This is a genomic window from Streptomyces sp. NPDC007901 (assembly GCF_042959465.1).
Taxonomy (GTDB): domain Bacteria; phylum Actinomycetota; class Actinomycetes; order Streptomycetales; family Streptomycetaceae; genus Streptomyces.
The window spans coordinates 195561-221959 of sequence record NZ_JBIBKW010000016.1 but is presented as its reverse complement, the minus strand read 5'-3'; the positions used below and the strand labels follow the sequence as shown (position 1 = coordinate 221959).

The window sequence follows — 26399 nt, the reverse complement described above, 5'->3', positions numbered from 1 at the left end:
TCCTCACGGTATGCCCCCACCCGGCCGTCAGCCGTGCCGGGTCCCCTCACGGCGAGCGATGTGTCCCGGTACGGGGGTGTTCGGGGGCAGTGCGGGATCCGTCACGGGGGCACCCCAGGCCGAGGTCAGGGGCAGCACACCGGCCCAGCGCCCCAGTTCCGCGTCCGGTCCGTCGCCGTCCTCCGGCGCACCGGTACGGATCTTGACGGAGGCCTCGTCCAGGGGGAGGGCGAGCAGGGTGGTGGCCGCCAGCTCCCTGCGGTTGGGGCGGCGGGCGTACGACCACTGCCCCGGCGCCGAGTGCTCGGTGAGCAGGCGCAGGCCCGTGAGCTTCTCCTCCGGGTCGGTCACCTTGCGGGCGGTGCCGTGGATCACCGCGCTGCGGTAGTTGACGCCGTGCTCGAAGACGGACCGTGCCAGCACCAGGCCGTCGACCTGGGTGACCGTGACGCACACCGGGGTCCCGCCCGCCAGGCTGCGGCTGGCGACCGAGCCGTGCAGGTACAGCTGCCGCTCGTCCCGCCCGTACACCGTCGGTACGACCAGCGGCCGTCCCTCGACCACCACGCCGAGATGGCAGACGAACCCGGCGTCCAGGATCGCCTCCAGATCGGCCCGGTCGAGGCTGCCCTGCTCGCGCAGGCGGCGGTGCCGGGTGAGGTCGGTGACGGGAAGCCGGTCTGCGGTCATGACCCGCACGCTACCGATATCGCAGCCTGATGGCCACACTCTTGCCGATTACCGACATCAAGCGCCTAAATTCAACGAAATCAGCAGTTCACCGAGCATCCCGCCCGGCTCAGCCGCCGCCCGCCCGCCGCGTCGACTCCCGCAGCACCACATGCGTGCCCAGCACCAGATGCTGGCCGTCCGGCAGCTCGTCGCGGTGCAGGGCGAGACGGACGGCGGCGCGGCCCAGTTCCTCCTGGGGCACGTGGACCGTGGTGAGGGTCGGGTGGACGTCCCGGGCGACCGGGATGTCGTCGTACCCGGCCACCGCGAGGTCGTCGGGGATACGGCGGCCGGACTCCCGCACCGCCTGGATCACGCCCGTGGCGATCATGTCGGTGGCGGCGAAGATCGCCGTGAACTCCCTTCCGGAAGTGAGGAGTTCACGGGTGGCCTGGTAGCCGTAGGAGCGGGAGAAGACGCCGTCGAGGATAAGGTCCGGGTCCGGCGCGAGGCCGAGGAGTTCATGGGCGCGGGTGAAGCCGGCGATGCGCTGTGCGCTGGTGGACAGGCCGGGCACGCGGCCGAGGTAGGCGATGCGCCGGTGACCGCCGGAGAGCAGGTGACCGGTGAGGGCGAAGGCGCCTCCCTCGTTGTCGTAGTCGACGACCGTGGCGGGGACGCCCGGGCCGAGCGGTGGCCTGCCCACCAGCACCAGCCGGGAGCCGGACCGGTCCAGGGCGTGCGCGAAGTGGGTCATGCGGTCGTGGTAGGCCTTGTCCTCCAGTGCGCCGCCCACCACGATCACCGCGTCGGCGCGCTGCTCCCGCATGGTCTCGACGACGGCGAGGATGCGCCGTGGGTCGCCGTGGGTGGTGCAGAGCATGCACAGCCGGCCCTCTGCCGAGGCCTGCTCCTCGACCCCGCGGGCGATGTGCGCGTAGAAGGGGCCGGTGACGTCGTCGACGACGAAGGCGACCGTCTTGTTGGTGGCGCCGCCGAGCGCGCGGGCGTGCGCGTTGACCACGTAGTCCAGCTCGCGCATCGCCTTGAGGACCTTGGCCCGGGTGGCGGCGGCCACCGGGTAGGTGCCGCCCAGGACCCGGGAGACGGTCGACGCCGAGACCCCGGCCCGCGCGGCCACGTCCCGTACCGTCGAGGCGTCCCCGTTCAGCGCCGGCTGCGTCCTCTTCACCACCGCTCGGCTCCCCTTCCTCGCGTGTTCAGGTCACCCTACGAGACGGTCGTCACGCGGCCCGCTCCAGGACCGACTGGTCGATGAGATGGACCAGGCCGTCGCCGCTCAGCAGCCGCTCGGCCTCTTCCACGACCGTGAGGCCGAGCCGTGCCACCTCGTTGCCCTGCGAGCCCGCGAGGTGCGGGGTGAGGAAGGCGTTGGGCAAATCGAAGAGGGGGGAGTCGGCCGGGAGGGGTTCGGGGTCGGTCACGTCGAGGATCGCGGTCAGCCGGCCGGTGCGCAGCTCCCCGATCAGGGCGTCGTGGTCGACGAGGGAGCCGCGCGCGGTGTTGACGAGGACCGATCCGTCCGGCATCAGGGCGAGTTCGCGGGCGCCGAGGAGGTGCCGGGTCTCGGGGGTCTGGGGGGCGTGCACGGTGACGATGTCCGAGGTGCGCAGCAGGTCGTCCAGGGGCAGCAGGGGGACGCCGAGCCGCGCGGCCTCCGCCTCGTCCACGTACGGGTCGGCGAGGCTCACCACCAGGTCGTGGGGGCGCAGGAGTTCGATCAGCCGGCGGCCGATGCGGGAGGCGCCGACGATGCCGACCCGGCGGTGGAAGTTGCCGATGCCGGGGACGATGTCGCCGTAGGGGAAGGCGCGGCGGGTGCGGAGCAGGTCACGGAAGGCGAAGACGTCCTTCCCGGCGAGCAGGATCATCGCGAGCGTGTACTCGGCGACGGGCAGGGCGTTGGCGGCGGCCGCCGAGGAGACGACGATGCCGCGCCGCCACACCTCGGGCGTGGTGAAGCCCTTGACCGAGCCGGCCGCGTGCAGCACGGCGCGCAGTCTGGGTGCCGCGTCCAGGGCCGCCGGGTCCAGGACCGGGCAGCCCCAGCCGGTGACGAGGACCTCGGTGCGGGCGAGCGTCTCCCGTACCCGGGGGTCGGTGAAGTCGTGCGCCACCAGAGTGGGATCGATTTCTACGCACTCGCGCAGCCGCGCGAGCACCTCCGGCGGGAAGATGTGCGGCACGTTCTGGGCCGTCATGGCGAACAGTGCCTGGGGACGCTCGGGCAAGGAAGTGACCTTCCGGCTCGGTGACGCGCGGATAGCAACCGGTCTCTACCGTAGGTCTCGGCGAATGAGAGGGTCAATGGACACGCACTCCCCGGAGTTCGACGGCGGACGACGGAGGACGACCGGGATGGCACGACAGGGATGGGACGGCACAGATGACGGATCCGGCGCAGAAGGTCACCAACTGGGCGCGCAACATCGCCTACACGGCCAAGGAGTTCCACCGTCCGCACACACCCGACGCGCTCCGCGCCCTGGTGGCCGGCAGTGCGCGGGTACGGGTGCTGGGCAGCGGGCACTCCTTCAACCGCATCGCCGACCCCGGCCCGGAGGGCGTGCTGCTCTCGATCGCGGACCTGCCGCCGGCCGTCGAGGTGGACACCGCGGCCCGTACGGTCCGGGTCGCGGGCGGGGTGCGGTACGCCGAACTGGCCCGCGCGGTGCACGCGCACGGGCTGGCGCTGCCCAACATGGCCTCGCTGCCGCACATCTCGGTGGCCGGCTCGGTGGCCACCGGCACCCATGGTTCGGGCGTGACCAACGGGTCGCTCGCGGCGCCGGTCCGGGAAGTGGAGCTGGTCCTCGCCGACGGCTCGGCGGAGACGATCGCCCGCGGGGACGCCCGTTTCGAGGGCGCGGTCACCTCGCTGGGGGCGCTCGGGGTCGTCACCGCGCTCACCCTCGACCTGGAGCCGGCCTACGAGGTCGAGCAGACGGTGTACGTCGAACTTCCCCTGGAGGGACTGGACTTCGCGGCCGTGTCCGGGGCCGCGTACAGCGTGAGCCTGTTCACCGACTGGCGGGAGCCGGGCTTCAGGCAGGTGTGGGTGAAGCGGCGCGCCGACCGGCCCGCCGTGGACTTCGGGTGGGCGGCCCCCGCGACGGAGGCGATGCACCCGGTGCCGGGCATGCCGGGCACCAACTGCACCGAGCAGTTCGGGGTGCCGGGACCGTGGCACGAGCGGCTGCCGCACTTCCGGGCGGAGTTCACGCCGAGCAGCGGGGACGAGCTCCAGTCGGAGTACCTGCTGCCGAGGGCGGCGGCGCTGGACGCGCTGCACGCGGTCGACGGCATCCGGGACACCGTCTCCCCCGTCCTGCAGACCTGTGAGGTGCGGACCATCGCCGCCGACCCGCAGTGGCTCAGCCCCGCCCACGGCCGGGACTCGGTCGCCCTGCACTTCACCTGGGTGGACGATCTGGCGGCCGTACTGCCGGTGGTGCGGCGGCTGGAGGCGGCGCTGGAGCCGTTCGGTCCGCGCCCGCACTGGGGGAAGGTGTACGCCGTCTCCGGGGAGCCGCTGCGCGGCCGGTACCCGCGGCTCGACGACTTCCGCGCCCTGGTCCGGAGCCTGGACCCCGCCGGGAAGTTCACGAACCCGTTCGTGGCAGAGGTCCTGCGGGAATGACCCGCCACTTAATCCAACCCTTAATGTAATGGCTTGTCGAAAGTGCTTCCCAGGCCATAGCGTTGCGCCGTGTGAAGCACACATCACGGGACATCCGCACCGCGAACCGCTACGAGGTGCTGCGGCACATCATCGCCGAGTCTCCCACCTCCCGGCAGGAGCTGGCGTCCGTCACCGGGCTGAGCCTGGCCACGGTCGCCACGCTCGTCGGCGAGCTGCTGGAGCTGCGGATGATCACGGAGGTCGGGTTCGAGGACTCGGCGGGCGGCCGTCCCCGGGGCCTGGTCGCGGTCAACGCGTCCGGGGGCGCGCTGATCGGCGTCGACATCGCCGAGACGTACGTCCATGTCGAGCTGTTCGACCTCGGACTGAACGTGCTGGCCCGCGCCGAGGAGGACATGCGCCCCGGCGAGCACCGGCCCCAGCAGGTGGTGGGCCATGTGGCCGCCGCGGTCGGCTCGGTGGTGGCGCAGGCGGGCGTGGAGGGCGCGCGGGTGCTCGGCGTCGGGGTGAGCGTGCCGGGGCAGGTGGACCGGGACACGGGCATCGCCGAGTACGCGCCCAACTGGGACTGGCACGACGTGCCCCTGCTCGACCTGCTCTCCGAGCACATCGCCTACCCCCTCCACCTGGACAACCCGCTGCGCGCCTGCGCGGTGGCCGAGCAGTGGTTCGGGGCGGCGCGCGGGCGCGGGGACACCGTGGTGGTGAACCTCGGCACCGGGGTCGGCGCCGGGCTGGCGCTCGGCGGCGGGCTGCACCGGGGGGTCAGCAACAGCGCGGGCGAGTGGGGCCATACGACGCTGGTGCTGGACGGGCGGCCCTGCCACTGCGGCAACCACGGCTGTGTGGAGACCTATGTCGGCGCGCCCGGCATCATGCTCAACCTGCGGGAGCTGAGCCCGCAGAGCCCGCTGCTGCACCCCGAGGACCAGACGGCCACCGTCGACGCGCTGGCCCGGGGCCTGGCGGACGGCGACCCCGTCGCGGTCCGGGTCGTGCGGGACACCGCCCGCTACATCGGCGCCGGGGTCGCCAACCTGGTCAACCTGCTCAACCCCGAACTGGTCGTGCTCAGCAGCTGGGTGGCCCGCAGGCTCGGCGAACCGCTCCTCGACGAGGTGCGCGAGGCCGTCCGCCGGCACGCGCTCGGCCGGCCCTTCGCCGCCACCGAGATCGTCCTCTCCCCCATCCCCACCGACCCGGTCTCCCTGGGCGCGGCCACCTTCGCGCTGGAGGGCGCCCTGCGCTCCGTGGGGCTCCGGAACACGGGACGGACGGCCCGTACCACACCGTCCGCACGCTGACCCGGCCGTCCTCCCGGTGATCGAATAGTCCAAATCGCGGGTCGATAAATCCATTGCCGGGCTATTCGGCGCTCTGCGACCGTCGTGACGTATCCGCGGCCGGTCGGCCTCAAAAACCGACCGGCCGTATGTCGTGCACGGAACGAGGGAGTCACCCAGCGTGGCCGCAAGCATCGAGGTCCGCGGTCTGTCCCGCACCTTCCACACCACCGTCCGGCGCCCGGGCTTCGCGGGCGCCCTGCGATCCCTGGTCAACCCCGAGCGCGTCGAGAAACACGCGGTCTGCGACATCACCTTCGACGTCGCCCCCGGCGAACTCCTCGCCCTGCTGGGCCCGAACGGCGCGGGCAAGTCCACCACCATCAAGATACTCACCGGCATCCTCACCCCGACCTCCGGGGAGGCCCGGGTCGCGGGCGTGGTGCCCTACCGGGAACGGGAGCGCAACGCGCGGAACATCGGCGCGGTGTTCGGGCAGCGGACCCAGCTGTGGTGGGACCTGCCGGTGCGCGAGTCGTTCGCGATCCTGCGGGACATCTACGAGGTACCGAAGGCCGAACACGCGGCCCGCCTGCGGGAGTTCGACGACCTGCTGGAACTCTCCGCGTTCTGGGACACCCGGGTCCGGCACCTCTCGCTCGGCCAGCGCGTCCGCTGCGACCTGGCCGCCGCCCTGCTGCACGACCCACCGGTCGTCTTCCTGGACGAGCCGACCATCGGCATGGACGTGGTGGTGAAGGAGCAGGTCCGCGAGTTCCTGCGGTACCAGGTCGCCGAGCGCGGCCGTACCGTGCTGCTGACCACCCACGACATGACCGAGGTGGAGCGGCTCGCCGAACGCGTGGTGCTGGTCAACCACGGCCGGCTGGTACTGGACGGCACCCTGGACGAGGTCCGCCGGGACTTCGGTTCGACCTGGCAGGTGCGGGCTACGCTCGCCGACCCGCACACCCCGGTCGGCCCGCTGCCCGGCATCACCCTGGTACGCCGCGACGGCCCCCAGGTGGTGTTCGGCCCGGACGGCCCGGCCGCGCCCACCGTCCACCAGGCGCTGAAGCTGGTCATCGAGCGGTACGAGGTGACCGGCGTGGCCGTGGACGAGGCGGACCTGGAGGACGTCATGCGCGCGGCGTACGCCGAGGCAAGGGCTGCTGCCAGGGCCGAGGCGGTCTGAGATGGCCCTCCTGTACGCCTGGCGCGCCGCCCGGGTCACCCCGCTCGGCGAGCTGTACACACCTCCCCGGATGACCGGGGTCCTGTTGCGGCTGACCGTGCAGGTGGTGCTGGTCGCCTCGCTGTGGCGGGGCCTGTACGCCCAGTCGGGTACCACCGCGGGTCTGGACCGCGGCCAGGCCGTCACCTACGCGGTGCTGGCCGTGCTCGCCTCCCGGCTGCGGGAGCTGGACCAGTACGCGGGCCGCGACTCCGTGATGCAGCACATGCACTTCGGCACGATCGTCTACTGGTATCTGCGCCCGCTGCCGCCCCAGCGCTACCACGCGCTGCGCGCGGTCGGCGAGCAACTGTACGGACTGACCTGGGCGTTGGCGGGATACGCGGTCTGTCTGGCCGCCGGGGTGGTGGATCCGCCGCGGTCGGCTGCGGTGGCGGCGGTGTTCGCGCTCAGCCTGCTGCTCGGCCAGCTGGTCCTCTACTACGTCATGCTCCTGATCGACCAGTTCTGCTTCTGGACGCTGCGCAACACCGCGGCGATGCTGATCCTGGTCTTCGCGCAGAACCTGCTGTCCGGGGTGTACGCGCCGCTGTGGTTCTTCCCGCACTGGTTCGTCGTACTCAGCTCCTTCCTGCCCTTCCAGGCGACCCTGAGCGTGCCGCTGTCGCTGTACGTGGGCCGGATCCCGCTGACCGACGCCGGTTTCCAGCTCGGTGTCCAGGCCGGCTGGGTCGTGGCGCTGCATCTCTTCACCCGTTTCGTGTGGCGGCGAGCCGCCCGCCGTGTCATCTCCCAGGGAGGCTGAGGCCGTTGAACGCCGTCCGGATCGCCTGGCGCATCACGCGCCTCAACTTCCGTGCGCAGCTGGAGTACCGCACCGAGTTCCTGATGATGATCGCGATCGGCGCGGTCTGGCAGGTGTCGGTGATCGTGTTCGCGACCGTGCTGCTCACCCGGTTCAGCGGGATGGGCGGCTGGGACAGCTCGGACGTCCTGCTCATCCCGGCGACGCGCATGCTGGCACACGGTCTGTTCGTACTGGTCCTGGGCCGGGTGCACGGTGTGGGCCGGTTCATCCAGGAAGGCAGGATCGACGCGTACCTGCTGCGTCCGCTGCCCGTGCACCGGCAGGTGCAGCTGGAGTACTTCCCGACCAACGCGATCGGTGACCTGACCGTGGCCGCCGGTCTGATGGTGGGCGCGCTCGGCCGCAGCCACCTCGACTGGACCGCGGGCCGGATCTCGTACCTGATCGCGGCGGTGCTCGGCGGGATGCTGCTGGAGGCGGCCCTGTTCACGGTCGTGGCCAGCGCCTCGCTGCGCTACCCGGCCGCCGACTACTGGAGCCGCTGGCTGGAGGAACTCCTCGGCACCTTCGGCAGCTACCCGCTGAACGTGCTGCCCCGGGCGGTCGGCGGGCTGCTCACCTACGGCCTTCCGCTCGCCTTCGTCGCCTACCTTCCGGCCGCGGTCCTCACCGGCCACGGCCACTCCACCGTCGTTCCCTACTGGCTGGCGGCGGGCTCCCCCCTCGTCGGTCTGCTCGCCTATCTGGCCGCGCGGTGGCTGTGGCGGTGGGCGCTGGGCCGGTACACGGGGGTGAACGGCTGAGAGGCCGTCACCCCAGGAGCGTCTCCCGGACCCGGTCCGCGAAGGCGGCCGGGTGCTCCACCGTGCCGAGATGCCCGCCGGGGAACTCGGCGAAGGTGCCGCCGGTGTGCCTGGCCGCGGACTCCGCCGTGTCGTGGAGGAGTTGGCCCCGGGAGTCGGTGCCGGCGGCCACGGTGAGGCGGGGCAGGCCGGTGACCGGGCGGTAGGCGGTGAACGGGCGCAGGACATGGTCGAGGAAGACCGAGAAGGGCGTCGGTCCGTCGTCGGTGACCGAGCGGCCGCTCTCCAGCTGACCGATCAGCTCGGCGCGCAGCCGCTCCCCGTCGGGCAGCAGGGTGACGCAGGGCGGTTCGTGGGCGACGACGCCCCGCAGTCGGGCGGGGTGGCGGGCCGGCAGGTCGAGGGCGGCGATCCCGCCCGCGCTGGTGCCGAGGACGTACGCCTCCTCGCCCTCGCCGAGCACCTCGGCCAGCACCCGGGAGGCGCCGTCGCTCCAGTCCTCGACCCGCTGGTCGGCGACGGGTTCGCCGAGGCGGCCGTGGGCGAGGCCGAGCGGGTCGTACGTGACGACGGTGAAGTGCGGTGCCAGCCGCCCGATCAGCGGGTCCAGGCCCATGGGGTGGCCGGCGCCACCGGGGAGGAGCAGCAGGACGGGTCCGGTGCCGGCGACGTCGTAGTGGAGTTCAGGCATGGCGTTCGGTCTCCTCGCGGGGCCAGTGGTCGAGGGCGATGTGCAGGGCGTCGATCGCCCGGTCCCAGGAGGCGCGGACATCGCGCGGGGCGTTGAAGCCGCCGCCCGCCTCCAGGGCGCAGTAGCCGTGGAAGGTGGCCCGCAACAGCCGTACGGCGTCGGTGAGATCGGGCTCGTCGAGGCCGTAGCCGCGCAGCATGCCGTAGGTGATCTCGACGGTACGGCGCATGGCCGGGTTGCCGGGGTCGACGAGGGCGGGGTCGATGCGGATCTGGGTGGCCGCGTACCGGCCGGGGTGGGCGAGGGCGTAGGCGCGGTAGGCGCCGGCGTAGGCGGCGAGCGCGTCCTTGCCGGACCGGCCGGCCACCGCGGTGGCGATGCGGTCGATCATCTCGCCGCCGGCGAGCAGCGCGAGCCGGTGCCGCAGCTCGTTCAGGTTTCTGACGTGCGAGTAGAGACTCGCGTCCTTCACCCCGAACCGGCGCGCCAGCGCGGAGAGCGTGACCTGCTCGAAGCCCGCCTCGTCCGCGAGTTCGGCCGCCGCCTCGACCAGCCGGTCGACGGTGATCCCGGCCCGGGCCATGGGCCCACCTCCCTAGTCTCTCTAGCTCTTATCCTAGGATCCCAAGGTTTTGTCGGTCCAGCGAATATCGCGGGACGTGGTCGGCGTAGGGTTGCCGGGGTGCGGAAGGGGGAGCCGTGACGAACGAGGCGCGGCGGGTGGAGCGGGCGGCGCGCTCGGGGGTGACGGCGGGACAACCGCTGTGGCGGCAGCGGGACTTCGGCTTCTTCTGGCTCGCCCAGACCCTGTCCGTCCTCGGCGACTCCTTCAGCCTGATCGCGCTGCCCCTGCTGGTCCTGCAGGCGACCGGCTCGGTGGCCCGGATGGGGCTGCTCACGGCCGTCGGCGGGGTCGCGATGGTGCTGGCCGCGGTCTTCGCCGGGGTGGTGGTGGACCGGGTCGACCGCCGCCGGCTGCTCATCGGCTGCGACCTGGTCCGCATGGTCCTCTACGGCCTGGTCCCGCTCGTCTGGCTCGCCGGACCGCGACTCTGGCTCCTGTACGTGGTCCTGCCCCTGTGCGAGGCCGTCGGCATGCTCTTCGCCGTCGGATACGTCACCGTCGTCCGCGGACTCGTCGACGTCACCCGGCTCACCGAGGCCAACGGGCGGGTCAACGCCACCGCGGCGGCCGCCGGGGTGCTCGGACCGCTCGGCGCGGGCCTGGTGGCCGCCTGGGCCGGGCCCGCCGACGCGGTGGCCGTGGACGCGGCCAGCTACGCCGTCTCGGCGGCCCTTCTCCTCTTCGTACGGGTCCGGGAGCGCACCGGGGACGACCACCCGGCCGAGCGCAAGGGCGTGTGGCGCGATCTGCGCACCGGGGTGGGCTACCTCGTCCGGCACCCCGTGCTGCGGTCGGTCACCGGCCTGCTCGCCGTCTTCAGCTTCCTCAGCCTCGGCATCAACGACCTGCTGATCTACCACCTCAAGCACGACCTCGGCCACGACGACGGCACAGTCGGCACGGTCCTGGCGATCGGTGCCGTCGGCACCATCGCCGGAGCGCTGCTGGTCGCCCGGCTGCGGCGGCGGCTGGGCTTCGGGCCGACCTGGATCGGCGCGACCGCCCTGTGCGGTCTGGCCTTCGCCGGGCTCGGCTGGGTGCGCACGGTACCGGCCGTGGCCCTGCTGAGCGCGGTCTACCTGGCCTGTGTGGGCATGGCGGGCACCTGCTCCATGTCCCTGCGCCAGGAGATCACGCCCGAACCACTCCTCGGCCGGGTCACCGCCGCCCACTGGACGCTCCAGTACTCGCTGGCCCCGGTCGGCGCGGCGGTCCTCACCTGGGCGGCCGAGCGGTACGGCACCGCGCCCGTGGCCGCCGTCGCCGGGGCCTGCTGCACGCTGATCGCCGTCGCCGGCCTGTGCACCCCCGTCCGGACGGCGGCGGCCCGGGATCAGCCCTAGAACAGACGGCGACGCGGGCAACCTTCCGCGGACCGGCGGCGACCACAGGGCATGACAACCGCACCACGCACCACAGAACACCGTCGGGTCCACGCCTTCCGCAAGCCCGCGATCGGTGCCCTCGCCGCGGCGGGCCTGCTGGCCGGCGCCTGGTACGCCACCGCCGGCGCCGCGACGACCCCGGACCTGAAGGTCACCTCCACGGCGGTCGCCCTCAGCGCCAAGTACCCCTATCTCTCCGCGGGTTACAACAACACCCGGGAGTGGAACCGCACCGCCACCGCGGTCGCCCCCGACGGCACGATCCGGGTCGCCTGGCCCGCCGCCGACGGCGTCCATGTCACCCCGCTCACGGCGGCCGGCAAGCGGTCCGGCGCCGACACCGTCGTCAAGGGCGCCAAGGAGGTCGGCGGCCTGGTCGCCCACACCAACGGGTTCGCCCTGCTCACCCGGGTCGCCGACACCAACAAGTGGAAGGAGACGGCGGCCGCGATCATCCGCTACACGGGCTCCCGGCGGACCTGGTCCGTCAAGCTCACCGGCACCGCCACGCACGACACCTCCCCCACCCTCGACGGCCAACTGACCTGGAACGGCTCCAAGTACGGCGCCTACTTCGTCGTGCACGGCGCGGGCGGCTTCGCCGACGGGCACTACGGCGACAAGCTGTCCTACGTCAGCGCCAAGGGCAAGAAGCTGAGCGGCGGCTGGAGTTGGGGCTGCAGCCACAACGAGGGCATAGCCCTGCACGCCGAGACCTCCGGCGCCTTCACCTCCCTCTGCTTCGACGACTGGCGCTCGGGCCTGTTCGTCTCCACCGGCATCGGTGCCCCGGACGTGGCCCCGGTGGTCCAGCGGGAGCAGTGCTGGGCGGGGTACTGCGGTGGTACCTTCCCCAGCCGCACCGGCGACCTCGTCAAGTCGTCCACCGGCAGGTACGCGACCGCGTTCGCCTCCCGGGGCGCGGCCTCCGCGAAGAAGACCCCGGACGACAGCAGCGGGCGCGGCTGGACGGTCACCCCGAAGACCGCCACCCACCAGGTCGCCGTCGCCTTCCTGAAGAACCGCAACTCCGGCCCCGGCAAAGCGGTCTACCTCACCAGCGCCAAGACCGTCGAGAACGTCGACGTCCACCTCGCCCCCTACGGCAAGGACAAGCTCCTGCTCTCCTGGGAGTCCCTGAAGAACGCCAAGTGCTCGGCCGGCACCTGCACCGGCACCTTCACGGGCACGCATCTGCGGCTGATCAACTGGAGCGGTGACTTCGTCAGCGCGGGCAAGGTGGTGAGCGCGCGGATCACCGGTGACATCGCGGTCCTCAAGGACGGCTCCCTCACCTGGGCCTACGCCCCGGTCACGCCGAGCTACGGCACCCCGCTCACCGGCGCGTCCCCGACCACGACGACCCTGCGGATCGCCCGTCTCACGCCGTGACCCGTGCCGCCGTCGCCAGTGCCTCCGCCATCCGGCCCACGACCCGTTCGGGCAGCGCCGGATCGCGGGCGGCGTCCTCGGCGGTGCCGCGGCTCCGCAACAGCCGCGTCAGCAGCCGTGCGGCGGCGGACAGCCAGGGGTCGGTCGCGGCGCGGTGGCGTACCTCGTCACTCGCGTCGCGGCTGAGCCGCTCCATCAGGTCGGGAGCCGACTCGGGGTCGTCCAGGGCGAGTCGGCGCATGCGCGGTCTCGGGTCGTCCGCGTACCCCAGGAGGCCCTGGCGAGGGACGTTCGGAGCCTCGGTGCCCGAGGCGGCTCAGTCCCGCGCGGCTTCCTCCACGACCACCGGGGACCCCTGCCACCGGACCCGCACGCCGGGACCCTCATGCCACCGAACGGTCAACTCCCCTTCCCCTGCGGCGCGCACCGCCACCGCTTCCCCCAGCGGCAACTCGTCCTCCGCACCCGTGAGCCGGCTCAGCGCCACGAACAGGGTCGGCCCCTCTCCCGTGACCCCGCTCAGCGTGTCGTCGAGGCCCACGGCGGGCAGCAGTTCGGCCCGCAGGCCCTCCCGTGCGGCCCACCCGGTCACCCGCACCGACGTCCCGGGCTCGGCGCCCGCCACGAGGAAGGCACGCACCTCCACGGCCCCGTGCGCGAGCACGACCGCGGTCACCCGGGCGGCGCCCGAACCGGCCGTGTGCCGCGAGGCCGCCCAGCCCTCCCCCACGCCCAGCGGCTCGATCTCCGTCCGGCTCGGATCGCCGCCGACAAGCACACTGTTGTCGTACGACGCCGAGGGCCGCGTCACGGTCGAGTACCCGAGCCGGGTGTAGTACGGGTCGTAACGGACGTCCTCGCTGCCGTGGTTGTGGAGCCGGACCACGCCGTCCGCACGCGTGGACTGGAGGAGCCAGTTGGCGGGGGCGATCGGCGTGACCGCGTCCGTGCGCTCCGCCGGGCCCGGTTCCTCCGTCGCCGTCCACACGTCGTGGTCCGCGGGGAGCAGCAGGCCGAGGAAGCCCTTGCTCGCCCAGTAGGGGGAGGCGGGGCCCGAATAGCCTTGCAGGACGGCGGAGTCGGGGCCGTGCCAGCCCAGGGTCAGCAGGCCTTGTTCGTCGACCGCGCCCCGGTAGAGGAAGTACTTCAGGGCGCCGGAGGCCAGTCGCCGGGTCTCCCCGGCGGCGAGGGGGGTGCGGCCGGTGAGCGCGCCGAGCCAGAGGGGGGCCGTGGTCGCGAAGCGGTAGGTCAGGGAGCGGCCCTGGTGCAGGGGGGCGCCGTCACCGCCGAACAGGCGGGCGTAGTCGGAGAGATGGCGTTCCAGACGACCGCCGTACAGGTCGAGCAGCTCCGTGTCGTCGGCGAGCCAGGCATGCAGCACGGGATAGAGGTGCATCGCCCAGCCGTTGTAGTAGTCGAACTTGCGGCCGTCGCCGTCGGTGTACCAGCCGTCGCCGACGTACCAGTCCTCGATGCGGGCCAGGCCGTGGTCGACCGCCTTGTGCGCGGCCTCCGGCTCGTGGCCGATCTCGGCCAGGAAGCCGCCGACCGTGACCGGGAACAACTCCCAGTTGCAGGGCCAGGGTTCGGCGGTGAGCGCGTCGCCGAGCCAGGCCGCGGCGCGCTGGCGCACGGCGTCGTCGAGCCGGTCCCAGAGCAGCGGGCGGGTCAGGCGCAGGGCGAGGGCGATCGAGGCGGCCTCGACGAGCGGCTGGCTGCGGTCCCCGATACGCGGCCAGACGCCCGACACACCGGCGGCGAGCCCGTCCGCGTACCGCTGGAGCGCGGTCTCGTCGCGGCGGAAGGCGGCGAGGAGCAGGGTGCGGGCGTAGCCCTCCAGGCCGTCGGAGAGCCGGCCGGACCAGCTCTCGTGGTCGCCGGGGAGGTGGTAGAGGGCGCGGTCCTCGGTGGCGTAGGGCTCCACGGCGGCGAGCAGGGCGTCGGCCGCAGCCTCCCAGTGGGCCCGGGTGTAGCCGGTGAGAGGGCTGGGACGGCGGTCCTCGGGAGGCAGCTGCATCGGTGCTCTTTCTCGCTCGTACCAGAACTCGTACCGAACCTCGTACCGGTTGAACCTGGGGCGCCCCGGTTCCGGTCGGGACGCCCCAGGGGCTCATCGCGCCCGCACGGTGCCCCGGGGCACCAGGTGCTGGGCGAGCAGTTCGTCACGCACCAAGCCCGCGTAGACGGTGGCGCCGTACGCGGAGGTGTGCGTGTTGTCCTTCTTCTCGTTGTACAGGTACAGCGCCTTGGAGCCCTCCACGCCGAGGGACTCGACCAGCGCCTTGGTCTTCGCCGTGAGGTCGATCAGCGGAACGTCCTCGGCGGCGGCGACCGAGCGGATCACCTCAGGATGATTGACGCCGAGCCCGTTGACCAGAAGGGCGATGTCATTGTTCAGCGTGCCGTCGGAGTTGAACCAGCGGCGCACGATGGGTGTGACGAGCACCGGCCGCCCGCCCTTCTCCCGTACGCCCGCCACGAGGGTCTCCAGATTCGCCCGGTAGGTGGCCTCGTCCGTGGTCTTGTCGTTGTGCGCCAGCTGGATCAGGACCAGGTCGCCCGGGCGGATCAACGGCTGGACAGTACCCCAGAGCTGGGGGTCGCCAGCTGGTCGCCGGGACCGGGCACAAGGGCGCTTTAACTCGATCGTGTGATGGTGGGCGTCTGGGCTTGCGGGGGTCTGGGCCGTGCGGGCTACGGTGATCGTGCGACCCGGGACACCGGGTGCGGCGCCAGCGTGCGGGGCCCCTGCTCCACCGGAGTGATGGTTCAGGGCCTCCCCGTCGCCTCTGGCCACACCCATACGGCCAGGTCGTGAGGGAACCGGCCTCCCGGGATCGGACCACGGACAGGATCCGTGTCGCTGCCCCGGGGTCGAGTACGCCGGGGACCAGTGCGCCCAAGACCGTTCGGGGCGCGCGGCTGAGCGGACTCAGTCCACAGGAACGGTTCTGGAGGTAGGTCACCGTACCTCCCCCGGAATCGGCGTAGTTGGCGACGCCGCCGCGGGTGACACGCTCACCCGCGGCCGCCCGCCGTGGGCCTGGGCGGCGGGAGCGGCCGTCAGGCAGGTGCCGAGGACGACCGCCGCGAGCGCGGCGGCACGTACTGGGTTGAAACGTCTCACCCGGGACTCCTCCGTCGGGGCGACATGGCCTGGCGAGGACCGTACCCGCACCCGCAAGCGCTTTCTAGACCTTGGACCGGTTTCACAAGATTGCCAACTCCATGCAGCCGAAAGCCCTTTCGCGAAATCGATTCAACTGCCACCCTCACAGACACCCGCACCCCCGCCCCACCGAAGGAGGCACCCCCATGTCCGGAATGAACGGGAGACCGCTCGGACGCCGCACCTTCGTCCTCGGCAGCGCGGCCGCCGCCGGTACCGCGGCCCTCGCCGGACCGCTCGCCGAGAGCGCGTCGGCCGCGAGCTTCGGCTGGTCGGACGACGGCTCCAACTACGTCGTGGACACCGGCGCCAGCCTGGTCTTCAAGGTCAGCAAGACCAACGGCGACCTGACCTCGCTGGTCTACAAGGGCACCGAGTACCAGGGCTACGGCGGCAAGAACTCGCACGTCGAGTCGGGCCTCGGCACCTCCACGGTGACCATCGCCCAGTCCGGTACCACGATCCTGGTCTCGGTCGCGTACGGCACGCTGAAGCACTACTACGCGGCCCGCAGCGGCGAGAACAACGTCTACCTGTGGACCAACAAGGCCGACTCGTCCGTCTCCGCCACCCGGTACATCGTGCGCGTCAAGGCGGGCCTGTTCCTCAACGACGAGCCGGACTCCTACACCTACGCGCCCACCACCATCGAGTCCGCGGACGTCTTCGAGAAGTCCGACGGCCAGACCCGCTCCAAGCACTACTCGAAGCTGCGGGTGATGGACTACAACTACGTCGGCTGGACGACCGGCAGCGTCGGCCTGTGGGTCGTGCGCAGCAACCACGAGAAGGCCTCCGGTGGCCCGTTCTACCGCTCGCTGCTGCGCCATCAGAGTGCCGACGGCGGCGGTCTGTACGAGATCCTGTACTACGGCGAGAACCAGACCGAGTCCGAGCGTTACGGCCTCCAGGGCCCGTACATCATCGCCCTCACGGACGGCGGCGCACCCTCCTCCTCGCTGTTCGCGGGCACCCTCACCACCTCCTGGGCGGACTCGCTCGGCATCTCCGGGTACGTCTCCGCGAGCGGCCGCGGCCGGGTCGCGGGCGTCGGCATCTCCGGGCGGGACACGGCGTACGCGTACACGGTGGGCCTCGCCAACTCGGCCGCCCAGTACTGGGGTTCGGCACGCTCCTCGGACGGCTGGTTCTCGATCGCGGGGGTGCTGCCTGGGACGTACACCCTCACCGTCTTCAAGGGTGAACTGGCGGTCCACACCGGCTCGGTGACCGTGATGGCGGGCACCACGACCACCCTCAACACGATCGCGATCGCGTCCTCCAACGACCCGAGCAACGCCTCCGCGATCTGGCGGATCAACAACTGGGACGGGACGCCGAGCGGGTTCAAGAACGCCGACCTGATGACGTACGCGCATCCGTCGGACGTCCGGGCCGCGTCCTGGACCGGGAACGTGGTGATCGGCAGCGGCACCGAGACCTCGGCCTTCCCCTGCTACCTGTGGAAGGACGTGAACAGCGGGATCATCGTCTACTTCAAGCTGACGGCCGCCCAGGCCGCCGCCGCGCACACCCTGAGGATCGGGGTGACGACGGCCTACGCGAACGGCCGGCCACAGGTCGTCGTCAACGACACCTGGACCTCCGCCGTGCCCTCGCCGCCCACCCAGCCGAACACCCGGTCGCTGACCGTGGGCTCCTACCGGGGCAACAACAACACGTTCACCTACAGCGTCCCGGCGTCCGCCTGGCTGACGGACACCAGCGCCTACAACACGCTGAAGATCTACGTGGCGAGCGGTTCGGGGACGACGTCCTTCCTCAGCGCCGGCACCTCGATCGACGCGATCGACCTGCTGGCCTGAGAACCGGCAACCCCCCGGGGCCGGGCGGCGACTTGGGGACACGACCGCTTCGCACGAGCAGCAGCCCTCCACCCCCGCCCGGCGCCGCACCACGGCGCTCACCGCCGGCACCGCGGCGGCCCTCGGGCTCGCCGCGCTGTCCCTGGCCGGGCCCGCCAGCGCCGCTGCCACCCTCACCGTCGCCAAGGACGGCTCCGGGATGTACACCACCGTCCAGGCGGCGGTGAACGCGGCCGCCGCCGGTGACACGGTCTCCATCGCGAAGGGCACGTACCAGGAGATCGTCAACGTCCCGGTGACCAAGACGGGGCTCACCCTGAAGGGCGCCACCGGCAACGCCGAGGACGTCGTCATCACCTACGACCGGGCCGCAGGTTACACCGACGCGAACGGCAACAAGTACGGCACGCTGGGCAGTTCGGTGGCGACCTTCTCCGCGAACAACCTCACCGACACCCAGGCCGTCGCGGTGACCGCGCAGGGTGACCGGCAGACCTTCCGCAACGCCCGGTTCATCAGCCGCCAGGACACCGTGCTGAACTGGGCGCCGTCCGCCACCGGCCAGTACCGCCAGTACTTCTCCTCGTCCTTCGTCACCGGGGACGTCGACTTCATCTTCGGTAACGCGACCGCCGTCTACGACCGCGTGAACATCCAGCTGCGCAACTCGGGTGCGGCCGCGGGCGGCCTGAACGGCTTCCTCGCCGCACCCAACACCAGCTCCGCGAAGACGTACGGGTTCCTGGTCACCGGCAGCACCATCAGCAGCTCCGCGGCGGCGAACACCTACTACCTGGGCCGCCCCTGGCATCCGACGTCGGATGCGGTCGGCCAGCTGGTGATCCGCCAGACCTCCCTGCCGGCGGCCGTGAAGACCGCCGGACCGTGGACCGACATGAGCGGCTACTCCTGGAAGAACGCCCGGTTCTTCGAGTACCGGAACACCGGGGCCGGTGCCGGCGTGAACTCCAACCGCCCGCAGCTCACCGACTCCCAGGCCGCGAACTACACGGCCCGGAAGTACCTGGCGGGCACGGACGGCTGGAATCCCGTCGGCTGATCTCCACTCAGCTGCCGCGTGTCCACTGCTGGTTGGTGCCGCTGTTGCACGTGTACGTGATGATGGCGGCCGAGTTGGCGGTGGACGCGCCGTTCACGTCCAGGCACTCACCGGTCGTCCGGGCCTTGATGTTGACGTAGGAGCCGGAGGTGACCACCGACCACTGCTGGGTGGTGGCGCCGGTGCAGTCCTCCTGGGTGACGTTGGTGGAGTTCTCCTGGAGGCAGAGGGAGCTGCCCCGGCCCATCAGCTCGTAGTAGCCGGTGCCGAGGTCCTTGAACCACCACTTCTGGTTGGTGCCGCTGTTGCAGGTGTACTGGCTGATCGCGATGGACTCCCAGAGCGACTGGTTGGGGACGTCGGCGCACTTGCCGCTGTGCCGGGCGATCAGGGTGTTGTACGTGGCGCTGGTGCCGCTGACCGTGCCCGCGGCGGTGTCGACGGAGACCTGCGGGTACCAGGACATCGACATCGAGGTGTCGGTCGGGAAGGTCAACGGCAGCCACACGTAACGGGAGTCGTTGACCGTACCGCCGAAGGAGTTGCCCCAGCGGTCGCCCATGTAGAGGTACGAGGTGCCCGAAGTGCCGCTGATCGGCAGGACGTAGGCGGTCTGGGAGTTGTACGCCGTGGAGTCGCCGACGTTGCTCCAGGAGGTCCAGGGGCCGGAGAGCGAGGTCGCGGTGGCGTACTCCTGCTGGTTGGCGCTCCAGCCGGTGGCGCCCGAGGTCAGCATGAAGTAGACACCGTTGCGCTTGAAGAGGGCCGGGGCCTCGCGGTGGCCGCCCGCCCACGGGTTGGCGACCAGGCTGTCGATCGCGGTGTAGTCGGACGTGAGCTTGTAGATGTGCAGGTCGTAGTTCTCGTTGGCCGCCGAGACCATGTAGGCGGTGCCGTCCGTGTCGACGAAGGTCGTGATGTCCCGGGACATGTACTGGCCGAGCGGCTGGAAGCTGCCCTGGTAGGTGTAGTTCCCGTCGACGGTGTCGGAGACGGCGACGGCGGCCTTGGCCTCGCTGTAGTCGACGCCGTTCTCCTTGTGCATCCACATCACGAACTTGCCGGTGGAGGCGTTGTAGATGACCTTCGGGCGTTCGATGTAGGCGGTGGAGAGCTCGGAGGCGGAGGACTGGGTGAGGACGTGGTTGCGGAACTCCCAGGTCTTCAGGTCGGTGGAGCGGTAGGCGTCCACGTACTTGAAGGTGTTGTCGGAGTTGCGGTCCTCGCCGAACCAGTAGTAATAGGAGCCGACCTTGATGACCCCGCCGCCGTGGGCGTGCACGATGTTCCCCGAGGTGTCGGTGAACTGGGTGCCGTTGGTGACGGTCTGGGAGGCCGCCGCGGCGGGTCCCGCGGTGGCCAGGGCGCCGACCACCGCCAGACAGAGGGCCAGCAGGACCGCGTACGCACGTCTCATCTCACACGCTCCTTGGGGGGAAGGACTGCGGTTCGGGATTCCGAACGACAGGTGGTATGACGAACGTTGTGATCGCCGAAAAGGTAAGGGTGTGTTACCCGTGGGTCAACGGGTCTGACGAGACATGAGGGAAAGCGATTTCCAAGAGATCGCCGCCCAGGCCTGTTTTTCTGTTATCGAGGACCACCCGCCCCCGTCTCCCCTCACGTGCGCACCCCTCTCCACACCACCGCCGCGGTCGCCGGCGCCCTCGCCGCGCTGCTGGCCTCCGCTCCCCCGGCCCTCGCCGCCGGCCCCCGGGACGTCACCGCAGACGTGCTGGCCGGCCGGGACGTGACCCTCACCGGCGACACCGTCGTCGTCGTGCCGGCCGGCACGACGACCTACGACGGCGTCCTGCGCGGCGAGGGCACGCTCACCGTGCGCGGCGGCGGCACCCTGATCCTCACCAAGGACGGCGACTTCACCCTGCCGAAGGCACGGCAACGGCAGATCGTCCGCACCCAGGGCGGCAACCACCCGTATACGACCGTCACCCACCCCGACCCGCCCGCGATCACCGTCGAGCGCGGTACGACCCTGCAGTACGGCACCGGCGGCGGCACCGGACTGCTCGGCCACTTCCCGTACGACACGCCCGGCTACCGGCTGAACCAGCTCAACATCCGCGTCGACGGCACGCTGCGGCTCTCCCTGACCCGCACCTTCAACATCGGCACGATCAGCGGCTCCGGCCTGGTCACCCAGCCCCGCGGCATGTGGGGCACCCTGGACCTGGCGGGCACCCACCCCTTCTCCGGGGTCATCGACAACGGCACGGGGATGGCGGTCGGCCGCCCCGAGTACCCGGTCGCGCTGCCCGCCGCCCGCGCGATCCTCAACCAGGGTTCCTGGATCATCGACACCCCGCTGTACCAGACGGTCACCCTGCGCCAGAACTTCTACCAGCGGGAGTACGGCAGCGACGTCAACGTCCACTCGCGGCCCGGCAGCAAGGTGGTCCTCACCGGGCAGTACAGCTACAGCGACCAAGGCGGCGACACCGACCCGTCGCTCAGCGACCCCTCGCTCAACTGGAAGGCGATTCCCCACCAGTTGAACAAGCGCGGCACCAACATCGAGGGCGCCGACGTGCACTGGGGCGACGGCACCACCCACCGCATCTTCATGCCGGGCACGAAGGACACCGTCTACATCAACCTGCACGCCGCGAGCGGCCGGCGGTCCCGGCTCACCTTCGACTACGACGGCCCGGTGACGCTGGGCGCCCCGATCGGCGGCGGCCGCTACCACGACACGCTCGCCGCGCCCGGCGCCGGGGACATCGTCGTCGCGGGGACCCGCGGGAACGACGTGACCTTCGCGGCCGCCCAGGACTACGACGGCTCGACGACGGTCGAGAAGGGCGCGGTGCTCCGGCTGGGCTCGGGCGCGCGCGGCGGCGACGGCTCCCTGCTGACCGGCACGCCGACCCGCCGGATCGTGAACGACGGCACGCTGTACGTCCGCAACACGTCGACGCCCGTGACCCTGGCGTACGTCGCGGATCGGGCGCCCTCGTCCAGTCGGGCGCGGCGACGACCACGCTCACCGGGAACTCGGTGTCGTACACGGGGACGACGACCGTCAGCAAGGGCACCCTGGCCCTGCGCTCCGGAGCGACGCTCGCCCACAGCAAGGCGATCCGGCTCACCTCGGCGGGCGCGAAGCTGGACGTGGGCACGGCGGGCCTCCGGGTCGCCACCAGCCTCTCGGGCACGGGCACGGTGCGGGGCTCGGTGACCAACGACAGCCTGGTGGCGAGCGGATTGACGGTGAAGGGGGACTACACCCAGCACAGGCGCGGCGAACTGGTCCTGCGGGACAAGCCGTTGAAGGTGACCGGCCGCCTCACCCTGGCCGGCGCCTTCGACCTGTCCGACGCCGGCACGTCCCCGGCCCGCCACATCACGGTGATCGACCACACCGGCACGGCCCGCACCACCGGTGCCTTCGACGGCCTGCCCGAGGGCACCGAGGTGAAACTGGCCGACACCGTCTACCGGATCACCTACCGGGGCGGCGACGGCAACGACGTGGTCCTGAACGCGCGGTCGGCCAAGGCCACGACGAAGAGCGACGACCTCACCGGCTCCCCCGCCACCGCTCCCCCGACCGTGACCACCCGCTCCGCCGCCGACTCCTCCGAGTCCTTCGGCTGGTGGCCGTACGCCCTCGCCCTCGGCCTCCTCGGCGGCCTGATGGTCCCGGCGGGCCTGCGCACCCAGAAGAAGGGCCGGACGAAGGGCGGCGGACGGCACGCGGCGTGACGGTGCGGGCGTGGTCCTGCGCCATGATGGGCGCCGGACCACGCACCTCTGAGGAAGGCGGCACGACATGGCCTACGGCTACATCGGCTCGATGCGGACCCGGCCCGGCAGACGTGACGAGGTCGTCGCGATCCTGCTCTCCGGCACCGACCGCCTCGGCGAGCTCGGCTGCCGTAGCTACGTGGTGGGCCTGGCCGCCGACGACCCGGACGCGATCGTGGTCACCGAGATCTGGGAGTCGAAGGAACACCACGACGCGTCCCTGCGGCTGCCCGAGACCAAGGAGGCGATCGCGACCGCCATGCCCCTGCTCACCGGCGAGTTCACGAGCCGCGAACTGACCATCGCGGGGGGCCTGGGCGCCGACGGCTGACGGATCATGGTGGCGTGCGGTGTGTTCGTACCGTGGGCGTGGTCGGCCGTTCGGTGGCGGGTCGGCTAGCGTCGGAGACATGACCAGCGACAATTCCCCCAGCCTCGCCGAAGCCCTCGCCGCCGGGACGGTCGTCCTCGACGGCGGTATGTCCAACCAGCTGGCGTCCGCCGGACACGACCTGAGCGACGAGCTGTGGTCGGCACGGCTGCTGGCCGACCGGCCCGACGCGGTCAGCGACGCGCATCTCGCGTACTTCAGGGCGGGCGCGGACGTCGCAATCACCGCGAGCTACCAGGCCACGTTCGAAGGCTTCGCCCAGCGCGGGATCGGACCCGAGGAGGCGGCACGGCTGCTCGCACTGAGCGTGGAGCTGGGGCGGGACGCGGTGCGGCGGGCGCGGGAGGAGGGGATCGTACGGCCGTTGTGGGTGGCCGCGTCGGTCGGGCCGTACGGGGCGATGCTCGCGGACGGCTCCGAGTACCGGGGGCGGTACGGCCTGAGCGTCGACGAGCTGGAGCGGTTCCACCGGCCGCGGATCGAGGTGCTGGCCGGGGCGGGTCCTGACGTGCTCGCGCTGGAGACCGTGCCGGACGCGGACGAGGCGGCGGCGCTGCTGCGGGCGGTGCGGGGGCTGGGGGTGCCGGCCTGGCTGTCGTACAGCGTGGCGGGCGGGCGGACCCGGGCGGGGCAGCCCCTGGAGGAGGCGTTCGCCCTGGCCGCCGACGTGGACGAGGTGATCGCCGTGGGTGTGAACTGCTGTGCGCCGGAGGACGTGGAGTTCGCGGTGGAGACGGCGGTGCGGGTGACCGGGAAGCCGGTGGTCGTCTATCCCAACAGCGGTGAGGTGTGGGATGCGGAGGCCCGGGCGTGGACGGGGCGGTCGACGTTCGCGGCGGAGCAGGTCGCCGGGTGGCGGGAGGCGGGGGCTCGGTTGATCGGGGGGTGCTGCCGGGTGGGGCCGGAGGGGATCGCCGGGATCGCGCGGGTGGTGTGAGGGGCGCCTGTTCGCCGTGAGGGTGCGGATGGAGGGCGGCTGCGGGCCGTGGGGGGCCGGTCGCGCAGTTCCCCGCGCCCCTGAAGGGGCGCTACTGTCCCCGGGGGAACCGGTTGGCGGGGGTGGGGTTGACCAGGAAAAGCGATGATGCGGGCCGGAGCACTGTCAGAGATGTGGCCGCTCGGGCCGGGGTGTCCGCGTCGACCGTTTCGCGGGTGCTCGGTGGGGACTACCCGGTCAGTGCCGCGACGCGTACGCGTGTGCTGCGTGCCGTGCGGGAGCTGGACTATGTGGCCGACGCGCGGGCGAGGGCGGTGGCCGGGGCCGGGACGCCGACGCTCGCCTTTGTGCTGGAGGACATCACCGGGCCGTCGTTCGCGCACATGGCGCACGGGGTGGAGCGGGAGGCGGCTCGGCTGGGGCATCTGAGTCTGGTGTGCAGCACGGACGGCGATGTGCGGCGTGAGCTGGAGTTCATCGAGATGATGAGGGCGCAGCGGGCCGCGGCCGTGATCCTGGTCGGCGGGGCGGCGGACACGCCGGAGTACCGGGAGCGGACCCGTCGGATCGCGGACTCGCTGGCCTCGGCGGGGTCCCGGCTGGTGCTGTGCGGGCGGCCGCCGCTCGGGCCCGGCGCGCCGGTCACGGTCATCGAGTACGACAACGAGGGCGGGGCCTTTGCCCTGGTCTCCCATGTGCTCGCGCAGGGCCATCGGCGGGTGCTGTTCCTGGGCGGGAAGCCGGACCACACGACGGCGCTGGGCCGGGAGCGGGGATACGCGGCCGCGCACCGGGCCAGGGGGCTGGAGCCCGACCCCGCGCTGCTGCTGCACGGGGACTTCACGCGGGACTCGGGGCACCGGTTGATGCGGCAGGCGCTCGCGCGGGAGCTGGAGTTCAGCGCCGTGGTCGCCGCCACCGACATGGTCGCGGCCGGGGCGCTGACCGCGCTGCACGAGGCCGGGCTGGCGGTGCCGGGGGACGTGTCGCTGGCCGGGTACGACGACATTCCGTTCGCCCGTGATCTGCACCCGGCCCTGACCACCGTGCACGTGCCCTACGAGGAGCTGGGGCGGCTCGCCGTACGCACCGCGCTCGGGCACGGCGGGGAGTCGGCCGACGAGCATCTGCTGCTAGGGACGCATGTCGTCGTACGGGACTCGGTGGCGGCGCACGGCGGCCATTGAGCGGCGCAACCGGCGTACGGCGAGGGCGAGTTCGGCCGACCGGTCGGGGTGGGGCGGCCGGGGCTCCGCGGCCGTCCAGAGGGCGAGGTCGTCGTCCCGGAGGCCGGGTACCGTGCGGGGCTCGCCGTCGCCGATGACGCGGACCGGGTGGGTGTCGTCCCAGGGCTGCCAGCCGGGGTCGCCGGTCGTCGCGAAGCGGACCCACGCGCCGTGCATCGCGTCGGCCAGGTCCTGCGGGGCGTCCTCGCCGGCCAGCCGGGCCGAGTCGGGCTGGTCGCCGGTGTCGAAGACGAAGCCCAGCTCGAGGGCGTGGCAGGCGCCGAGGCCGGGCCGGCGGGAGGGCCAGGCGAACTCGTAGAGGTACGAGGAGCCGGGGCGGGCCTCGGCCAGGCGGCGCAGCGGAAGGCGGAGCAGGTGGTCGGTGACCATCTGGCCGACGATCTCGGCGGGCCCTGCCTCCGGGTACCGGGCGCGGTAGCCGCGCGGCACCTCGTGGCCGACGTGGCAGCGGGCCATGGCACCGGCGAAGGCGACCGGGCCGAGCCGGTCGACGTGGTCGTGGAGGCCGCCGGGGACCAGCCAGAGCCGGTACTCGTCGCGGGTCCAGCCCATGAGAAGGTCGACGCCCCTGGCCGCCTGGCCGTCGAGGAGGGCTTCCAGCGGGTGGCGCGGAACGAGGTCGCCGTCGACGACGATGCCGAAGGCGGGGCCGCCGAGCACCGGGCTGCTCAGCCGGCCCACCTCGGCCTGGGTGCGCAGCAGCAGTTCGCGGTCGGCCTCGGCGAAGGCCTGGGCGGTCGCGGGGATCCTCAGCCGGTTCGCCATCCGGCGGACCATGCGCCGTACCTTGTCCCGCTCCGCGGCCTCGGGCGGGCCGCTCTGCAGCACGGCCCTGCGGATCAGGCCCTGGGCCTGGGGCGCGGCGAGCAGCGCACCGGCGCTGATGGCGCCGGCGGACTGGCCGCAGAGGGTGACCCGGTCCGGGTCGCCGCCGAACGCGGCGATCGCCTCGTGGACCCAGCGCAGGGCGGCGAGTTGGTCGCGCAGGCCGGGGTTGGGCGGGGCGTCCGGGAACAGTCCGTAGCCCTCCACCCCCAGCCGGTAGTTCACCGAGACGAAGACCACCCCGTCACGGGCGAACGCATGACCGTCGTACACCGGTACGGCCGAGGATCCCCTGGTCAGGGCTCCACCGTGCAGCCAGACCAGGACCGGGAGCCGGGCACCGGGGCCCGGCTCCGGGGTCCACACGTTGAGGTTGAGGCAGTCGTCGCCGGGGATCACCGGATCGGACAGGTACTGCGCGAACGCCTCCGAGTACGGCGGTTTGGGCGCCGTCGGCCCGAAGGCGCCCGCGTCCCGGACGCCGTCCCAGGGCTCGGGCGGCACGGGCGGGCGGAACCGATGCTCCCCGAAGGGCGGGGCGGCGTACGGGATGCCGCGGAACACGGCGATGCCGTGCTCCCATCTGCCGCGCACCGCCCCGTACGGGGTGTCGGCCACAGGGTCCGTCGGGTCCGTCCGGTCTGCCGTCATCCGCCAC

General features: G+C 72.0%; 21 protein-coding genes and 2 pseudogenes. 13 read left to right on the top strand and 10 right to left on the bottom strand.

What is annotated here, in order from left to right:
• Window positions 1-27 precede the first annotated feature (27 nt).
• The 3 genes from ACFZDK_RS39565 to ACFZDK_RS39555 form a co-directional block, all read right to left on the bottom strand.
• Window positions 28-690 (bottom strand): pyridoxamine 5'-phosphate oxidase family protein, encoded by a 663-nt coding sequence (locus tag ACFZDK_RS39565; protein ID WP_390979902.1) that lies wholly within the window; start codon window positions 688-690, stop codon window positions 28-30.
• 109 nt (window positions 691-799) lie between these two features.
• Window positions 800-1867 (bottom strand): substrate-binding domain-containing protein, encoded by a 1068-nt coding sequence (locus ACFZDK_RS39560; RefSeq protein WP_390979900.1) that lies wholly within the window; start codon window positions 1865-1867, stop codon window positions 800-802.
• Between the two features lie 49 nt (window positions 1868-1916).
• Window positions 1917-2924, bottom strand: coding sequence for an NAD(P)-dependent oxidoreductase (locus ACFZDK_RS39555; RefSeq protein WP_390979897.1), 1008 nt, complete (start codon window positions 2922-2924; stop codon window positions 1917-1919).
• 155 nt (window positions 2925-3079) lie between these two features.
• On the opposite strand from ACFZDK_RS39555, the gene ACFZDK_RS39550 reads away from it, so the two are divergent.
• From ACFZDK_RS39550 to ACFZDK_RS39530, 5 genes are all read left to right on the top strand, one after another.
• On the top strand, window positions 3080-4333 hold the full coding sequence (locus tag ACFZDK_RS39550; protein WP_390979895.1) for an FAD-binding protein: 1254 nt from the start codon (window positions 3080-3082) through the stop codon (window positions 4331-4333).
• Window positions 4334-4404: 71 nt separating this feature from the next.
• The gene (locus ACFZDK_RS39545) at window positions 4405-5640 is read left to right on the top strand and encodes an ROK family protein (protein ID WP_390979893.1); all 1236 of its coding nucleotides are present in this window, start codon (window positions 4405-4407) and stop codon (window positions 5638-5640) included.
• 160 nt (window positions 5641-5800) lie between these two features.
• Window positions 5801-6814 carry an ATP-binding cassette domain-containing protein gene (locus ACFZDK_RS39540; protein WP_390979891.1) on the top strand — a complete coding sequence of 338 codons (1014 nt, stop codon included), beginning with the start codon at window positions 5801-5803 and terminating at the stop codon, window positions 6812-6814.
• Between the two features lies 1 nt (window position 6815).
• On the top strand, window positions 6816-7619 hold the full coding sequence (locus ACFZDK_RS39535) for an ABC-2 family transporter protein (protein ID WP_390979889.1): 804 nt from the start codon (window positions 6816-6818) through the stop codon (window positions 7617-7619).
• Between the two features lie 5 nt (window positions 7620-7624).
• Window positions 7625-8425, top strand: a complete 801-nt coding sequence (locus ACFZDK_RS39530; RefSeq protein WP_390979887.1) for an ABC-2 family transporter protein — start codon at window positions 7625-7627, stop codon at window positions 8423-8425.
• 7 nt (window positions 8426-8432) lie between these two features.
• On the opposite strand, the gene ACFZDK_RS39525 is transcribed toward ACFZDK_RS39530, so the two are convergent.
• Both ACFZDK_RS39525 and ACFZDK_RS39520 read right to left on the bottom strand, forming a co-directional pair.
• Window positions 8433-9116 carry an alpha/beta fold hydrolase gene (locus ACFZDK_RS39525; RefSeq protein WP_390979885.1) on the bottom strand — a complete coding sequence of 228 codons (684 nt, stop codon included), beginning with the start codon at window positions 9114-9116 and terminating at the stop codon, window positions 8433-8435.
• Complete coding sequence (locus tag ACFZDK_RS39520; protein WP_390979883.1) at window positions 9109-9699, bottom strand: WHG domain-containing protein; 591 nt, start codon at window positions 9697-9699, stop codon at window positions 9109-9111. The genes ACFZDK_RS39525 and ACFZDK_RS39520 overlap by 8 nt, the downstream gene beginning before the upstream one ends.
• Window positions 9700-9815: 116 nt before the next feature.
• Here ACFZDK_RS39520 and ACFZDK_RS39515 point away from each other — a divergent pair, with 116 nt between their 5' ends.
• Together ACFZDK_RS39515 and ACFZDK_RS39510 are read left to right on the top strand one after the other, a co-directional pair.
• On the top strand, window positions 9816-11084 hold the full coding sequence (locus ACFZDK_RS39515) for an MFS transporter (protein ID WP_390979881.1): 1269 nt from the start codon (window positions 9816-9818) through the stop codon (window positions 11082-11084).
• A gap of 51 nt (window positions 11085-11135) precedes the next feature.
• Window positions 11136-12518, top strand: a complete 1383-nt coding sequence (locus ACFZDK_RS39510) for a hypothetical protein (RefSeq protein WP_390979879.1) — start codon at window positions 11136-11138, stop codon at window positions 12516-12518.
• Here ACFZDK_RS39510 and ACFZDK_RS39505 read toward each other — a convergent pair.
• The 3 genes and pseudogenes from ACFZDK_RS39505 to ACFZDK_RS39495 form a co-directional block, all read right to left on the bottom strand.
• On the bottom strand, window positions 12508-12759 hold the full coding sequence (locus ACFZDK_RS39505; RefSeq protein WP_390979877.1) for a hypothetical protein: 252 nt from the start codon (window positions 12757-12759) through the stop codon (window positions 12508-12510). The two genes, ACFZDK_RS39510 and ACFZDK_RS39505, sit on opposite strands and share 11 nt — an antisense overlap.
• A gap of 75 nt (window positions 12760-12834) precedes the next feature.
• Window positions 12835-14535 carry a DUF2264 domain-containing protein gene (locus ACFZDK_RS39500; RefSeq protein WP_390979875.1) on the bottom strand — a complete coding sequence of 567 codons (1701 nt, stop codon included), beginning with the start codon at window positions 14533-14535 and terminating at the stop codon, window positions 12835-12837.
• 93 nt (window positions 14536-14628) lie between these two features.
• A pseudogene (locus ACFZDK_RS39495) lies at window positions 14629-15120 on the bottom strand (carbohydrate esterase); the annotation flags it as partial.
• Between the two features lie 713 nt (window positions 15121-15833).
• On the opposite strand from ACFZDK_RS39495, the gene ACFZDK_RS39490 reads away from it, so the two are divergent.
• Both ACFZDK_RS39490 and ACFZDK_RS39485 read left to right on the top strand, forming a co-directional pair.
• Window positions 15834-17513: a rhamnogalacturonan lyase B N-terminal domain-containing protein gene (locus ACFZDK_RS39490; protein WP_390979873.1), complete on the top strand. Its 1680-nt coding sequence runs from the start codon at window positions 15834-15836 to the stop codon at window positions 17511-17513.
• A gap of 136 nt (window positions 17514-17649) precedes the next feature.
• The gene (locus ACFZDK_RS39485) at window positions 17650-18573 is read left to right on the top strand and encodes a pectinesterase family protein (protein ID WP_390979938.1); all 924 of its coding nucleotides are present in this window, start codon (window positions 17650-17652) and stop codon (window positions 18571-18573) included.
• Window positions 18574-18580: 7 nt separating this feature from the next.
• Here the strand turns inward: ACFZDK_RS39485 and ACFZDK_RS39480 are convergent, their stop codons facing one another.
• Complete coding sequence (locus ACFZDK_RS39480) at window positions 18581-19990, bottom strand: RICIN domain-containing protein (RefSeq protein ID WP_390979871.1); 1410 nt, start codon at window positions 19988-19990, stop codon at window positions 18581-18583.
• A gap of 207 nt (window positions 19991-20197) precedes the next feature.
• Here ACFZDK_RS39480 and ACFZDK_RS39475 point away from each other — a divergent pair.
• The 4 genes and pseudogenes from ACFZDK_RS39475 (at window position 20198) to ACFZDK_RS39460 (ending at window position 24856) form a co-directional block, all read left to right on the top strand.
• Window positions 20198-22299 (top strand): annotated as a pseudogene (locus tag ACFZDK_RS39475) (autotransporter).
• A 67-nt stretch (window positions 22300-22366) separates the two neighbouring features.
• Window positions 22367-22672: an antibiotic biosynthesis monooxygenase gene (locus ACFZDK_RS39470; RefSeq protein WP_390979869.1), complete on the top strand. Its 306-nt coding sequence runs from the start codon at window positions 22367-22369 to the stop codon at window positions 22670-22672.
• A 79-nt stretch (window positions 22673-22751) separates the two neighbouring features.
• Window positions 22752-23669, top strand: a complete 918-nt coding sequence (mmuM, locus tag ACFZDK_RS39465; RefSeq protein WP_390979867.1) for a homocysteine S-methyltransferase — start codon at window positions 22752-22754, stop codon at window positions 23667-23669.
• 128 nt (window positions 23670-23797) lie between these two features.
• Window positions 23798-24856, top strand: coding sequence for a substrate-binding domain-containing protein (locus tag ACFZDK_RS39460; RefSeq protein ID WP_390979865.1), 1059 nt, complete (start codon window positions 23798-23800; stop codon window positions 24854-24856).
• Here the strand turns inward: ACFZDK_RS39460 and ACFZDK_RS39455 are convergent.
• Window positions 24803-26392 carry a carboxylesterase family protein gene (locus ACFZDK_RS39455; RefSeq protein ID WP_390979863.1) on the bottom strand — a complete coding sequence of 530 codons (1590 nt, stop codon included), beginning with the start codon at window positions 26390-26392 and terminating at the stop codon, window positions 24803-24805. The two genes, ACFZDK_RS39460 and ACFZDK_RS39455, sit on opposite strands and share 54 nt — an antisense overlap.
• Window positions 26393-26399: the final 7 nt, after the last annotated feature.

Bases quoted from the DNA above. Each gene is read 5' to 3' on its own strand.
- ACFZDK_RS39565 (WP_390979902.1), bottom strand. From the start codon at position 690: ATGACCGCAGACCGGCTTCCCGTCACCGACCTCACCCGGCACCGCCGC.
- ACFZDK_RS39550 (WP_390979895.1), top strand. From the start codon at position 3,080: ATGACGGATCCGGCGCAGAAGGTCACCAACTGGGCGCGCAACATCGCC.
- ACFZDK_RS39535 (WP_390979889.1), top strand. From the start codon at position 6,816: ATGGCCCTCCTGTACGCCTGGCGCGCCGCCCGGGTCACCCCGCTCGGC.
- ACFZDK_RS39525 (WP_390979885.1), bottom strand. From the start codon at position 9,116: ATGCCTGAACTCCACTACGACGTCGCCGGCACCGGACCCGTCCTGCTG.
- ACFZDK_RS39520 (WP_390979883.1), bottom strand. From the start codon at position 9,699: ATGGCCCGGGCCGGGATCACCGTCGACCGGCTGGTCGAGGCGGCGGCC.
- ACFZDK_RS39510 (WP_390979879.1), top strand. From the start codon at position 11,136: ATGACAACCGCACCACGCACCACAGAACACCGTCGGGTCCACGCCTTC.
- ACFZDK_RS39505 (WP_390979877.1), bottom strand. From the start codon at position 12,759: ATGCGCCGACTCGCCCTGGACGACCCCGAGTCGGCTCCCGACCTGATG.
- ACFZDK_RS39500 (WP_390979875.1), bottom strand. From the start codon at position 14,535: ATGCAGCTGCCTCCCGAGGACCGCCGTCCCAGCCCTCTCACCGGCTAC.
- ACFZDK_RS39490 (WP_390979873.1), top strand. From the start codon at position 15,834: ATGTCCGGAATGAACGGGAGACCGCTCGGACGCCGCACCTTCGTCCTC.
- ACFZDK_RS39480 (WP_390979871.1), bottom strand. From the start codon at position 19,990: ATGAGACGTGCGTACGCGGTCCTGCTGGCCCTCTGTCTGGCGGTGGTC.
- ACFZDK_RS39470 (WP_390979869.1), top strand. From the start codon at position 22,367: ATGGCCTACGGCTACATCGGCTCGATGCGGACCCGGCCCGGCAGACGT.
- mmuM (WP_390979867.1), top strand. From the start codon at position 22,752: ATGACCAGCGACAATTCCCCCAGCCTCGCCGAAGCCCTCGCCGCCGGG.
- ACFZDK_RS39455 (WP_390979863.1), bottom strand. From the start codon at position 26,392: ATGACGGCAGACCGGACGGACCCGACGGACCCTGTGGCCGACACCCCG.